The organism is Methylobacillus sp. DLP286, from assembly GCF_056636515.1.
Genome location: NZ_CM153145.1, coordinates 1,754,741 through 1,767,799 on the forward strand (window position 1 = coordinate 1,754,741; position 13,059 = coordinate 1,767,799).

12 protein-coding genes are annotated in these 13,059 nt (G+C 53.3%); 10 read left to right on the top strand and 2 right to left on the bottom strand.

The window, feature by feature from the left end:
• The first annotated feature begins 63 nt into the window (after positions 1-63).
• The 4 genes from ACWXTG_RS08495 to ACWXTG_RS08510 all read left to right on the top strand — a co-directional run bounded on the left by ACWXTG_RS08495 (position 64) and on the right by ACWXTG_RS08510 (position 4,600).
• The gene (locus ACWXTG_RS08495; protein WP_407997200.1) at positions 64-831 is read left to right on the top strand and encodes a GntR family transcriptional regulator; all 768 of its coding nucleotides are present in this window, start codon (positions 64-66) and stop codon (positions 829-831) included.
• Positions 832-837: 6 nt separating this feature from the next.
• Positions 838-1,818, top strand: coding sequence for a PfkB family carbohydrate kinase (locus ACWXTG_RS08500; RefSeq protein ID WP_480219593.1), 981 nt, complete (start codon positions 838-840; stop codon positions 1,816-1,818).
• 82 nt (positions 1,819-1,900) lie between these two features.
• A complete protein-coding gene (locus ACWXTG_RS08505) occupies positions 1,901-4,033 on the top strand; it encodes a TonB-dependent receptor family protein (protein ID WP_480219594.1) in 2,133 nt (710 codons plus the stop codon).
• A 171-nt stretch (positions 4,034-4,204) separates the two neighbouring features.
• A complete protein-coding gene (locus tag ACWXTG_RS08510; RefSeq protein WP_480219595.1) occupies positions 4,205-4,600 on the top strand; it encodes a hypothetical protein in 396 nt (131 codons plus the stop codon).
• A 143-nt stretch (positions 4,601-4,743) separates the two neighbouring features.
• On the opposite strand, the gene ACWXTG_RS08515 is transcribed toward ACWXTG_RS08510, so the two are convergent.
• Positions 4,744-5,337, bottom strand: coding sequence for a cytochrome b (locus ACWXTG_RS08515; RefSeq protein WP_480219596.1), 594 nt, complete (start codon positions 5,335-5,337; stop codon positions 4,744-4,746).
• Positions 5,338-5,412: 75 nt separating this feature from the next.
• Complete coding sequence (locus ACWXTG_RS08520) at positions 5,413-6,366, bottom strand: beta-propeller fold lactonase family protein (protein WP_480219597.1); 954 nt, start codon at positions 6,364-6,366, stop codon at positions 5,413-5,415.
• A 144-nt stretch (positions 6,367-6,510) separates the two neighbouring features.
• Here ACWXTG_RS08520 and ACWXTG_RS08525 point away from each other — a divergent pair, with 144 nt between their 5' ends.
• The 6 genes from ACWXTG_RS08525 (at position 6,511) to lplT (ending at position 13,039) form a co-directional block, all read left to right on the top strand.
• Positions 6,511-7,452, top strand: a complete 942-nt coding sequence (locus tag ACWXTG_RS08525; RefSeq protein ID WP_407997194.1) for a quinoprotein relay system zinc metallohydrolase 2 — start codon at positions 6,511-6,513, stop codon at positions 7,450-7,452.
• Positions 7,453-7,616: 164 nt separating this feature from the next.
• Entirely contained in the window at positions 7,617-8,351 is a 735-nt protein-coding gene (locus ACWXTG_RS08530; RefSeq protein WP_480219598.1) for an energy transducer TonB family protein, read from the top strand.
• The gene (locus tag ACWXTG_RS08535) at positions 8,348-9,817 is read left to right on the top strand and encodes a sensor histidine kinase (protein ID WP_407997192.1); all 1,470 of its coding nucleotides are present in this window, start codon (positions 8,348-8,350) and stop codon (positions 9,815-9,817) included. Before ACWXTG_RS08530 ends, ACWXTG_RS08535 begins: the two co-directional genes overlap by 4 nt.
• Before the next feature lie 86 nt (positions 9,818-9,903).
• On the top strand, positions 9,904-10,359 hold the full coding sequence (locus tag ACWXTG_RS08540; RefSeq protein ID WP_407997191.1) for a peroxiredoxin: 456 nt from the start codon (positions 9,904-9,906) through the stop codon (positions 10,357-10,359).
• An 11-nt stretch (positions 10,360-10,370) separates the two neighbouring features.
• A complete protein-coding gene (locus ACWXTG_RS08545; protein WP_309566194.1) occupies positions 10,371-11,768 on the top strand; it encodes a PhoH family protein in 1,398 nt (465 codons plus the stop codon).
• An 89-nt stretch (positions 11,769-11,857) separates the two neighbouring features.
• Complete coding sequence (gene lplT / locus ACWXTG_RS08550) at positions 11,858-13,039, top strand: lysophospholipid transporter LplT (protein WP_407997190.1); 1,182 nt, start codon at positions 11,858-11,860, stop codon at positions 13,037-13,039.
• The last annotated feature ends 20 nt before the right edge of the window (positions 13,040-13,059 follow it).

The window sequence follows — 13,059 nt, forward strand, 5'->3', positions numbered from 1 at the left end:
GCTCCCGCCAAAGTGGAAGTTAATATGCCATTGGATTTTTTGTAGGACTGATGCGTGCCCCCATTGAAAAACACTAAAGCTAATGTAGCCTCCATCACCAACTTGATTACATTGGACAAGAATGCAGCCGACCCGCTCTACGCACAGCTATATCAGCAGCTCGAATCCCTGATATTGCAGCAGGAACTCAAGCCAGGCACGCAACTGCCCACCGAGACCGCCTTCTCGGAAGCGCTCGGCGTCAGCAAAATCACCATCAAGCGCAGCTACATGGAATTGCGCAACCGCAAGCTCATCACCAGCAACCGCAAGGGCGGCACTACCGTGCTCACTCCTGGACGGCTCGACACCCACATGTTCAAGCTGCGCGGCTTCACTGATGAAATGCACGAGCTGGGCATGACGCCTTCCACGCGCATCCTGGAACGATCCATCGTCAATGACCGGGGCATGGCTTCCATGTTCGGCCTCAACTCCAACACGCCCCTCCTCAAGCTGGAGCGCATCCGCTACGGGGACGACAAACCGCTCTCCCACGAAATCGCCTGGTATAACCTGCACCACCTGCCGGAACTCGCATCCGCCGACTTGCAGGGCTCCATCTACCAGGCGATCAACCAGCAATGCCAGTACCACCTGGCCTGGTGTGAACAGACAGTAGAAGCCGTACTTTCCAATGACATCGAAAACCAGGCATTCGGCTTCAGCTTCCCCCAGCCTTGCCTGCTGATCAAGCGCCGCAGCTATTCACAGGATGGCATCCTGCTGGAATATGTGGAAGGCACATTCCGCGGCGACGCGTATGCCTACCGGGTCAAGATGAAAGGGTGAAACCTCATGCTGGCAAGCTTCAAACCTAGAGCCTCGAATGCTTACGTGCTTGCCAGCCTCATGATCGCGCATATCTATTTCGTGCGCCGCTTCCCGGCCCCTGGCGAATCATGGCAAGCAGATGACTTTTACTGCGAAACCGGCGGCAAGGGGCTGAATGTCCTGATCGGCCTGCACAAACTAGGAATATCCGTTAACGGCATTATGCCCTGCGGCCGCCATCCGTCATCACAACAGCAATACCAGGACATATTGTCGCAATGGCAGCTCAACCATCTCGCTTGCGCTGTGACTGCCGAATACAATGGTCAAGGCGTCGCGCTGATCGATGCGCAAGGGCAGAATCAAATCATCGTTCATCCCGGCGCCAATGCCCTGCTTGGCGAAACGCATATCCAGCAGCAAACAGCATCCATCCAGCAGGCCGACCTCGCCTACTCGTCCTTTGAACTGCCTGACGCCGCTATCTTGGCAGCCTTCAAGATCGCACATGCCGCAGGCCGCATGACGGTTCTCAATCCATCTCCCTACCGTGACATCAGCGCCAAGCTGCTCGCGCTTACCGATGTGCTCATCATGAACCAGGCCGAGGCGCAGGCATGGCTGAATGGCGCACCAGAAAACTTCACTTCCTGTGAAGCCGCACTCGCATGGCTGGACGCCATGCGCTTTAACCGGCATTTTCCTGGCAAATCGCTCATCATCACATTGGGCGGCCAAGGTGTAGCCGCCATCCTGGAAGACAGCACTACCTATGGGCAAGCAGGATTTCACGCCGATGCTGTTGATAGCATCGGCGCAGGCGATGCTTTTGCCAGCGCATTGCTTGCCAGCCTGCTACAAGGCCAAACCATCAATACCGCCTTGCAATATGGCTGCGCCAGTGCCAGCCTGACGGTCCGCCAACGCGGCCTTTTACTTCACCTGCCCACCGCAAGCACTTTGCAGAACTTCCTGACCGGGCAAGGTTCCGGTGCAAATTCATGATTATCTTGATGGTCAAACCGCTCGCTTTCACCTATGCTCGCCTGCTCATAAAACAGTTTAAAAGCATCGTCGGGGAGTCAGCATGCATCATTCCAGGTTTCACCTCAAACTCATTCCACTCGCCGTACTAAGCGTATGCTGCAGTAGCACCGCGCTGGCAGAAGACGCCACGGAAGAAAACAAGGATGACCTTCAAGTCATCTCCCCGGTTGTCGTGACGGCCACCCGCGCAGCACAGCGTAGCTTCGACCTGCCAGTGGCCATTGACGTGGTCGGCAAGGAAAACATCCAGAACGGCCTGCCGCAAATGACCTTGTCCGAAAGCCTGATCCGCGTTCCGGGCATCACTGCGCAGAACCGTACCCAAATGGCGCAAGACCCGCAAATATCCAGTCGTGGCTTTGGCGCCCGCTCTGCGTTTGGCGTGCGCGGAGTGCGTGTGTATGTAGACGGCATTCCCTTGACGTACCCAGATGGCAGTGGACAACCTGGCAGCGTTGACCTGGGCGCCATGCAAGGCATTGAAGTCATGCGCGGCCCGTTCTCCGCCCTGTATGGGAACTCATCCGGCGGCGTCGTACAACTGCTGACGGAAAATGCACCGGCAGGCCACGAGTTATCTGCTGGCGTATTATTCGGCAGCTATGATACCCGCCGCGAGAACGTGCGTGCTGCAGGCACTGCAGACGGCTTGGAGTATCTGATCAACTACAGCAATTACTCCTCTGACGGCTACCGCGACCACAGCCGTAACAAAAAAGAACAAGGCACCGCCAAATTCCGCTTCAACTTGAATGAGGATACCAGGCTCACCACCTTGATCAATTGGTTCGATCAAGAGGCAGATGATCCCATTGGCCTAACCAGAGACGAATTTCGTGCAGATAGAAAACAAGCAGCCCCTAACGCCTTGGGAGCCAATACGCGAGTTTCTCGCAGCCAGACTCAGGTCGGTTTTAATCTTGAGCATAAGATAAATGAAAACAACTCCCTTAACCTAATCTCCTATGTCGGCAGCCGAAAAAATGAACAATATCTTTCCACAAGCCAAAGTGCAGATATTCAGGGACGTTGGGCTGGTCGTGCCAGCATTATTGACCGCGAATTTTGGGGAACAGATCTCCGTTGGAGCAACAAGGGAAACTTGCTTGATCGCCCATATCAAATCAGCCTTGGCCTGTCGTATGGAAAAATGAACGATGCTCGCTCAGACATCAACGCATACAATGGGATAAAGCGTACAGATGCTGGCAGAATGAATCGCGACGAGGAAAACATAGCGACTAACTCTGACAAATACATTCAGGCGCAATGGTCGGTCTTGGACAACCTGGATTTACACTTAGGCGCAAGGCGCACCAAAGTCACATTGGAAATCAATGATAACCTTTTATCCGTTGGAGGAGACAATGGCGGAAAGGTGACTTATGAAAAAACCACCCCTGTCATTGGAGCGGTTTGGAAAGTCACTCCAATATGGAATATATATGCCAACTATGGCAAAGGTTTTGAAACACCAACTTTTGTCGAGGCGGCATATGCCACCACAGCCGCCACAAGTGGTCCTAATCTGAATCTCAAGCCAAGTGAGAGTCGTAACTTTGAAATTGGCACCAAAGCGATTATTGGCAATAACACAACAGCGAACTTAACCGTTTTTAAAACACTTACCGATGATGAGATTGTTGCACAAGACTCGCTTTTTGGCCGTGCCACCTATACTAATGCCGGAAAAACAAAGCGCCATGGCGCAGAGTTATCTGTGGAATCGAGATTTGCTAATAATATTTCATTATTTGGCTCTTATACGCTATTAAATGCTAAATTTGATTCCACTTATACCAACGCGCTCAACAACACGATTGAGTCAGGAAATTACTTACCAGGCACATACCGCACCCAACTTTATGGTGAAATTGCCTGGAAACACCAGGCTAGCGGCTTTAATACGGCATTCGAAGCTCGCCATAACAGCAAGGTTTATGTCAACGACACCAACACTGACACTGCAGGCTCCTACACCATCTTCAATATTCGCGCAGGACTGCAACAGAAACTGCAGAACTGGCGCTTCAGCGAGTACGTACGCGTAGAAAACATTTTCGACAAGGAATACATCGGCTCCATCCGCGTCAATGACAGCAATAGCCGCTTCTATGAGCCTGCCGCTGGCCGCAACTGGTTGTTAGGGCTTAACGCGACTTATATCTTCTAAGCTTTACTGACCTCATCTTCAAATAGAAAGGGATGCTGTGATTGCAGCATCCCTTTTGCTTTTCACATGCAATCACCTTTACTACCGAACTTAACCCTTCGAAAAATCCGAAGTATTGATCAGAGAATAGTATGTTTTTCTTGCGATCTTCGTCTAGTAGGATGAGCACCATTGCAAGACAAAATATTAATTCACTATTTGGAGACGATGATGATGAATAAGACTGTGGTGATAGCGAGTGTGGCGCTTGCGGCTTCCTGGGCTTCTTTTGCCCAGGCAGAGGAACATAATGCAGCGCTGTTCGATCAGCAGGTGTTGGCCGCGGCAACAATTAATCCCAGCCGCCTGGCTACCGATGCACGTGTGGCGGAATCCGAAGCGGTGATTACGCATAAGGAGGTGGTGCAGTCGCGTAACAATCGTCCTCACTTTAGGCATCACTTTAATGTGAACCGTATCGATACGAGTGGGGTGAGTGCAGATCGCAATGCCGGGAAGAAGTTTGTGTATGTGACGCATCCTAAGCATCATTTCAAGGTTAAGCGGTATGTGGGCGGGATAAAGTAAGTACCCAGGTATCTGCAAACAGGCGGTCCAGATAATGCTGGCCACCATGAAAAAACACCCTCAGGACTATTATCCTGAGGGTGTTTTCATATTAGGCACGCTGTTACGCAAGATGTAACAACAAGATGATCAATAAGCTTTAGTTAAAATGACATCCGCTTCAGGATATTGTCCTTGTCGATAAATTGATGCTTGAGCGCAGCTGCAATATGCAGGCCGATCAAAGTAATCAGTATTGCGGCAGAGATCTCGTGCGCCGCCACAAAGAAATCCCGCAGTCCGGCGTTGTCCAAGCCTGGCAATACCGGGACGGAAAACCAATGCAGGCCGTATTTGCTATATAGCGTAGTCAACAGCCCGCTCGCAGGCATCAATACCATCATGAGATACAGCAGATGATGGGTGCCGTGGGCCACTGCTTTCTCCCAACGCTTCATCGAGTCGGGCAAGGCTGGCGGCCGGTGCATCAGCCGCCAATACAGCCTGAGGCCGACCAGCAGAAGCACGGTGAAACCGATTGATTTGTGCAAATTGAAATAAAAGGTGCGGGGGGTGGCCGCCTCGGCAAGTTGCCAGGTATAAGCTCCCAAGTCGAAGAGATCAATGCTTGTGACTTTGTCTCCGCCGCGGGGAAGCTCGTTCATATACCAACCAAGCGCAAACAGGAAGAGTATGGCGATCGCAATCAGCCAATGTAGCGTGATTGCCACCTTGGTATACCTGTTGGGGTTATTCATGGTCATTCCAGCCTAAACAGCCCCTGCATTTGCCAAGCAGTGGCAGATGCAGGGGCCAGGGTCAATCAACAATGGCTAATGGACGAATACGCCCCATGGAGTATCCCCAACCGGGATTTCCTTCAGCGCCTTGTCAGCGACGGTGTCGACGACCGTCACCGAGTTGGATTTACCATTGGCGACATACAGCTTCCTGCCGTCCGGGGTCAAGGCCATGTTCCATGGACGCTTGCCGACCGGAATGGTAGCTGTCACTTTATTGGTGGCGGTATCGATCACGGACAGGCTGCCGTCCCCGCCATTCGAGATATACACTTTCTTGCCGTTAGGGAGCACTTGGACGCCATTGGAGCGTTGACCTACTGGAATCGTCGCAATGACTTCGTGCTTGCTGGTATCGAAAACAGATACGTTGCCTGCCGCCTCATTGGCGACATAAGCGCGCGAGCTGTCCGGCAGGAAGCCGATACCGCGCGGACGTTCGCCGACTTCTACTAACTTGATGGAAGCGCGCTTCGCAACATCGACGATATCGACATACTTGGCTTCTTCAGCGCTGACGTACATCCATTTGCCATCGGGGCTGAATTCGGCATGTTCAGGGTTTTTGCCCTGCATCTGCACGATGTAGCTTACCTTATGGGTGCTGGTATCGATCACGGCCACGCTGTTGTCTTCTTCGTTGGCTGCCGAAATCCATTTGCCGTCGTGTGAGATGCCCACGCCTTCCGGCGACTCTTCGAGCTTGATCTTGTCAGTCACTTTCTTGGTCTTAAGATCAATGACCAGCAGGGCGTTTTGCTTCTGGTCGCTCACGAAAATGTATTTGCCGTCCTTGGTGATGGCGGCACCGCGGGGCTTCTTGCCCGCATCGAAGGTATCCACGACCTTGTCGGTCTGGGTATCGATCACTGAAATCGTCCCCGATTTCTCATTGGTGGAATAGGCAAAAGGCGCCGCGAGCAAGGAGCTCGAGAACGCCAGCGCAGCCGCAGCCGTCATGAGCTTTATCTCAAATTTGCATTGCATAATACATTCTCCAATAGTATTTAAAATATTGTTTTTGTCGTTTACACGCATTGTTTCAGACGCCGCGATACTTCTCAAGTTCAATTAGGGTGTTTACAGAATTGTATATACCCATTTAACATGCAATTTTGCAGTTTCCTCATTATGGCTCGCCGACTCATCCATTATTTTACGCTCCTGTTGTGCATCGCCAGCGCCCTCTGGATGCTCCCTGCCGACAGCGCGCCGGTGGCACTGCCCATGCAGCAAGTAGCCTTGGGGGTCTATATGCACCAAGGCGCCCACCTTGACCTGGATGAAGGATACCAAGGGGATATCAGCAATATCGGCTTCGTCATCGGCACAAAAGGGGTAGCCGTCATTGACACTGGCGGCAGCAAGCGAGTAGGGGAAGCCCTGCTCGCCTCAATTCGCAAGGTCACTAACTTGCCCATTTTGTATGTGATCAACACCCATATCCATCCCGATCATATTTTTGGCAATGCAGCCTTCAAGCAGGAATATCCAGTCTTTATCGGCCATGCCAAACTCGCCAATGCCATGGCCTTGCGCAGCGATGCCTATTTGCGCCAAGGCCATAAGCTTCTTGGAGCACAGTTCTCGGGCAGCGAAATCGTCCAACCGACCCAATTGGTGGAATCCACCCAGGAACTGGATATTGGCGAGAGAAGGCTGCTGTTGACGGCATACCCCAATGCCCATACCAATACCGACCTTACGGTACTGGATGAACAAACCGGCACCTTATGGACAGGCGACCTGCTTTTCATCGAGCGCACCCCTTCCATTGACGGCGATATCAAGGGGTGGCTGTCAGCGATTGCAAAGCTACAGCAACTCCAAGGCATCCATCATGCAGTCCCCGGGCACGGCCCAGTCACGCAGGATTTTCAGGGCGCCTTGGACAACCAGTCCCGCTACCTCAAGCTCTTGCTGCATGACGTACGCAAAGCCATCAAGCAAGGCCGCAGCATGGAACAGACGATGGATAGCGCAGCGAGCAGCGAAGCTGCTCGCTGGCAATTATTCAATGCGGTCAACCGGCGCAACATCAATCTGATTTATCCCGTGCTTGAATGGGAATAATTCCAAAAAGACAGCCATGGTCAGTCTATAATCAGCGATGCCTTTCTTTGACAACGTACAGTAATTCACCTTACACCTTGGTTGCGATCGCCCATTCAATCCCCACACCAGCCGGCCAGCACAGCATCGGCTGGGCCGTTCTGGCGTCGTTGGCGCTTCATGTCATGCTGTTAATGCAACTGCCTGTCCTGGATTTTACCTCTCCAGAAACGCCCGTGCCGCCGCCCCTGCAGGTTGAGCTGACACCGCAACCCAACCCTGCCCAATCCGCTGCGTTGCCGGAGCCTGAAACCATTGCGCCAGCGGAGCCAGTCAAACAGCCGGAGCCCGAACCTGTACCCATTGTTCCCAAGCCAACGCCAAAACCTGTGCCCCCGCCGCCAAAACCTGCGCCCAAGCCACCGGAACCGCCCCGCATGGCGGATAAGCCTTCCCAGCATGAAGCCGTGGAAACTCCCCTGCCAGCCGCCGTTCCCGATGTCATGACAGCTCCGCCCAGGGAAACCCCGACGCCGGCCCCGGTCGCTCCCGTAGCGCCTCCTGCGCCAGAACCCGCCCCGCCGCCGCACCCGGCCGGGCCAAGCCAGCAGGATATAGATGCCGCACGCAGCTTGTACGGCAGCCTGCTTTCACGCGCCATTGCCAAGTACAAGCAATACCCGCGGATTGCCCAAATGCGGGGATGGGAAGGCGAAGTACTGCTGGAGGTGCATTGCGACGAGACCGGCCACGTACTTTCGACGCAGGTGAAGAAATCCAGCGGCCATAACGTATTGGATGAACAAGCCATCACCATGGTGAAGAAAGCGTCCCCATTGCCGCAACCGCCCGAAATATTGCGCAACAGCAAGCACCTGGTCATTCTGGTTCCCGTTCCCTTCACACTGGAAGCGTCATGAGCAACCAGCCGCAGGCAAAATCGCTCCGGGATGTCTTGCTGATCCATGAGTTGACGTTTTTCCTGCTGGTCATCCTCGCGGGAACGGCCGGCGTAATCGGCATGCGCATCTGGGACCAGTCCTCGCAGGAGTCGCAACGCATCCATCTCATGGTGCAGGAAATCCAGCAAACACGCGGCGACTTATACAGGCAGATGAAGGAGTTGTTTGACCTGCACTTCTTGAAGGATCCGCAAGCGCAAGAGGAATATAACGTCTACACCCTTTCGATTGACACGCATTTCCGCAAATTACTGAAGCTCACCGCCGATAGCCAGGAAAAATCGGCCATCATGGAATTGAATGCCAGTTATCAAGATTTGATCCAAGAAACCCAGCATATCTTCGCCCTGGTGGAAGACTACAACAATGCCGAGCTGGAGAAGGTGCTAAACACCCATTTGGAATCCAGCATCTTCCACCATTACGAAATTATTTCCGCCCGGGCAGAACGCTTGCTGCTTTTGAAGCATAGCGAGCTCTCTGCCCGGCTGGAGGATGTCAAGCACACGGCATTCACCCTGTTGATCATCCCGATCGGGCTGGCGTTGCTGCTGCTGCTGTTCTCCCATATCTTCCTCAAACGGGCGATTGTGCGCCCCATCCGCAACGTGTTGCACGCCACCAGCGAGATCAGCGCAGGCAACCTCGATCACAAGGCGCCTGAAGAGGGGGTTGCCGAACTGGCTGCATTGTCATCCGCCATCAACAGCATGGCACATGAATTGACCCACAGCCAGGAAGCCTTGGTACGCTCGGAAAAACAAGCCGCCCTTGGCCTGCTGGTGCCCATGCTCGCTCACAACATCCGCAATCCATTGGCCAGCATCCGTGCCACGGCGCAAGTGGCGGACAACCCCCACCTCGACCAGGAAACCCGCGACTCGCTCACTGCCATCATCAGTACCGTTGACCGCCTGGACCGCTGGACCCGCGCGTTGTTAGCCTACCTGCACCCACTGAAGCCGCATGCCAGCGCCACGACGCTGCGCCAGATACTGCAAGGCGCACTCGCCCCATTACAGCAGAAAATCCAGGAGAAGCAGATATCGGTACGACTGCCGGATTGGCAGGACATGAACGACCGCATGCTCACCGATGAGAACCTGCTGGAGCAGGCACTCTACAACCTTCTCCTGAATGCCGTGGAAGCGTCCCCTCAATCCAGCGAAATCACCATTGACTGCGATATCGCCGAGGATAGCCTGCATATTACGATCAGCGACCAGGGGCCGGGCATGCCGTTTACCCCGGATCCACATGCGGCCAGCCCAGGCCCTACAACCAAGCGCTTTGGCACCGGACTCGGGATCCCTTTTGCATTCAAGGTCATGGAAGCATTATCCGGGCACATCCACTTCAACCACAGGGTCAAGGGCGGCACAACGACTGAAATCATCTTGCCGCGCGACTATCAATCTGAATGAAACTAATATGAATATCACCCCATAACTTGCTTGCCATATCCTCAGTTTTTATCAACAATGAGAGCGTCTAGAGCTTACTGTCCACTATGTTGAATCAAGCAATTCCCGACTTTGAATTACCTTCCACCAGCGGAAAATTTTTCAAGCTTTCCGACTATATCGGCAAAAAACTGATCGTTTACTTCTACCCCAAGGACAATACCCCCGGCTGTACCAACCAAGGCAAGGATCTACGCGACCTCTACGAGGCATTCCAGGCCAGCAATACGGAAATCGTCGGCATTTCGCGGGATGGCCTCAAGTCTCACGAGAACTTCAAGGCTAAGTTCAACTTTCCATTTGAACTACTATCAGATGCGGAAGAAAAAGCCTGTACGTTGTTCGACGTAATCAAGATGAAGAAACTTTATGGTAAAGAAGTACGTGGCATAGAACGCAGCACTTTCGTCATCGATGAACAGGGCATCCTGATCCATGAATGGCGGAAAGTGAAAGTAGACGGCCACGCACAGCAAGTGCTCGAATTCATTCAATCCCTTTAAAAGGCCGCCAGATGATCAGAAAGCGCACAGCAAGCACCAAACTGTTTGTACTTGACACCAATGTACTCATGCACGACCCGTCAAGCCTGTTCCGCTTCGAGGAACATGATATTTACCTTCCCATGGTCACGCTGGAAGAGCTGGATAACAACAAGAAGGGGATGACAGAGGTTGCACGCAATGCGCGCCAGGCAAGCCGTAACCTGGAAGAGATTGTGGGAACCAACCTGGCGGACCTGGAAAAAGGCTGTCCGCTCTCCATTAATGGCAATAAGCACGTCAGCGGCAAGCTGTTCCTGCAAACCGAGGCAGTGACAACGGAACTGCCCATGCTGGCCGGCAGCAAGGCGGACAACCAGATACTGAGCGTAGTGCTCAGCCTGCAGACATCGCAGCCGAGCCGGGAAGTGGTGCTCGTCAGCAAGGATATCAATATCCGCATCAAGGCACGCGCGATTGGCGTGGCTGCTGAAGATTATTTCAATGACAAGGTGCTGGAAGACACCGACCTGCTCTACACCGGCATGAAGGAGCTTCCGGCAGACTTCTGGGACAAGCACAGCAAGGCCATGGAATCCTGGCAGGATGCCGGCAGGATGTTCTATCGCATCACCGGGCCGCTCTGCAAGAGCTTTCTCATCAATGAATTCATCTATTACGAATTCGAGAAGCCCTTTCACGCGATCGTACGTTCGATTGAAGGCAATACTGCCGTATTGGAAGTGGTCAAGGACTATACCCAGTCCAAACACAACATCTGGGGCATCACGGCCCGCAACCGCGAGCAGAACTTCGCACTCAACCTGCTGATGGACCCGGAAGTGGACTTCGTCACGCTGCTGGGCCAGGCCGGTACTGGCAAAACCCTGCTGACGCTGGCCTCTGCGCTGACCCAGACACTGGACAAAAAAATTTACAGCGAAATCATCATGACCCGCGTCACCGTTCCCGTCGGCGAGGACATCGGTTTCCTGCCCGGCACGGAAGAGGAAAAAATGGCCCCGTGGATGGGAGCATTGGAAGACAACCTGGATGTGCTCAACAAATCTGACGAGGATGCGGGGGAATGGGGCCGCGCGGCCACCCAGGACCTGATCCGCACCCGCATCAAGGTAAAATCATTGAACTTCATGCGAGGGCGCACTTTCCTACATAAGTTCCTGATCATCGATGAAGCCCAGAATCTGACTCCAAAACAGATGAAAACCCTCATTACGCGTGCAGGACCCGGGACTAAAGTCGTTTGTTTAGGTAATATTGCGCAAATTGACACGCCTTATCTCACTGAAGGCAGCTCCGGCCTGACCTATGTGGTCGATCGCTTCAAAGGCTGGGAGCATAACGGGCACGTTACCCTGGTTCGCGGCGAGCGATCCAGGTTGGCAGATTTTGCAGCAGATATATTGTAATAATCGGCCACTACTATGACTCAATCTGGCATAGCCAGTCACAATGACAGGATAAATGCACCTTCTTATCAGGGTGTAATAAAGCAGCGATGAACTGGGGTTTTTATATCATACTGCTGGCGCAGTTCTTATCCGCGCTAGCTGACAATGCATTGCTGTTCACCGCAATTGCGCTCCTGAGAGACATGGAGGCCCCTAGCTGGCACGACCCACTGTTGCAATGGTTCTTTGTCATCTCCTACATCATCCTCGCCCCTTTCGTCGGCGCGTTTGCCGACGCTTTTCCCAAGGGCCGGGTGATGTTTGTCTCCAATGCCATCAAGTTTATCGGCAGCATGGCCATGGTGCTTGGCATGCCACCCTTGTATGCCTATGGCATAGTCGGCATAGGGGCAGCCGCCTACTCGCCCGCCAAGTACGGCATTCTGACGGAATACCTGCCGCCATCCATGCTGGTGAAAGCCAATGGCTGGATGGAGGGTTCCACCGTCATGGCCATTGTGTTGGGAACCGTGCTCGGCGCCATCCTGCCCAGTATCAATATCCAGGTTGCCATGATCGTGATCACGGTGCTTTATCTCTCGGCAGCCATCTTCAATATCTACATCCCCAAGGTGCCGGTGGACCACAAGCCTCCCAAGAAAACGCCTACCTTTCTCATCAAGGATTTCTGGCAAGCGACCAAGACGTTATGGAAGGATGCGCAAGGCCAGGTCTCCCTGGCGGTCACCACCTTGTTCTGGGGGGTCGCAGCCACGTTGCGTTTCGTCGTCCTGGCCTGGGCCGGCTTTGCCTTGAATTTCACCCAGGAGCAATCCACCTATCTCATGGTGGTCGTCGCTATCGGCATTGCATTTGGCTCCATCGCTGCTGCACGCATGATCAAGCTTGAACATTCAGTCCGCGTGCTCCCCGTGGGTATTGCGGTAGGGCTGCTGGTCATTGGGATGGCATTTGTAAGCAACTGGATCGTTGCCTGCATCCTGCTGCTCATGATCGGCGCCTTGAGCGGCTACCTCGTCGTGCCATTGAATGCATTGCTGCAGCATCGCGGCCATTTATTAATCGGTGCAGGCCATTCCATTGCGGTGCAGAACTTCAATGAAAACCTCGGCATTGCCGCCTTGATCAGCCTTTATACCTTGATGATCAAGGCAGACATCCACATCAATTTCATTATTGTGGTCTTTGGCCTATTTGTCAGCCTGAGCATGGGTGGAATATACAAGCTATTTCAAGCGCAGAACGCGGTGCAGCACAAATCGGAATAGCCCTCCCGCAACCATGTCGC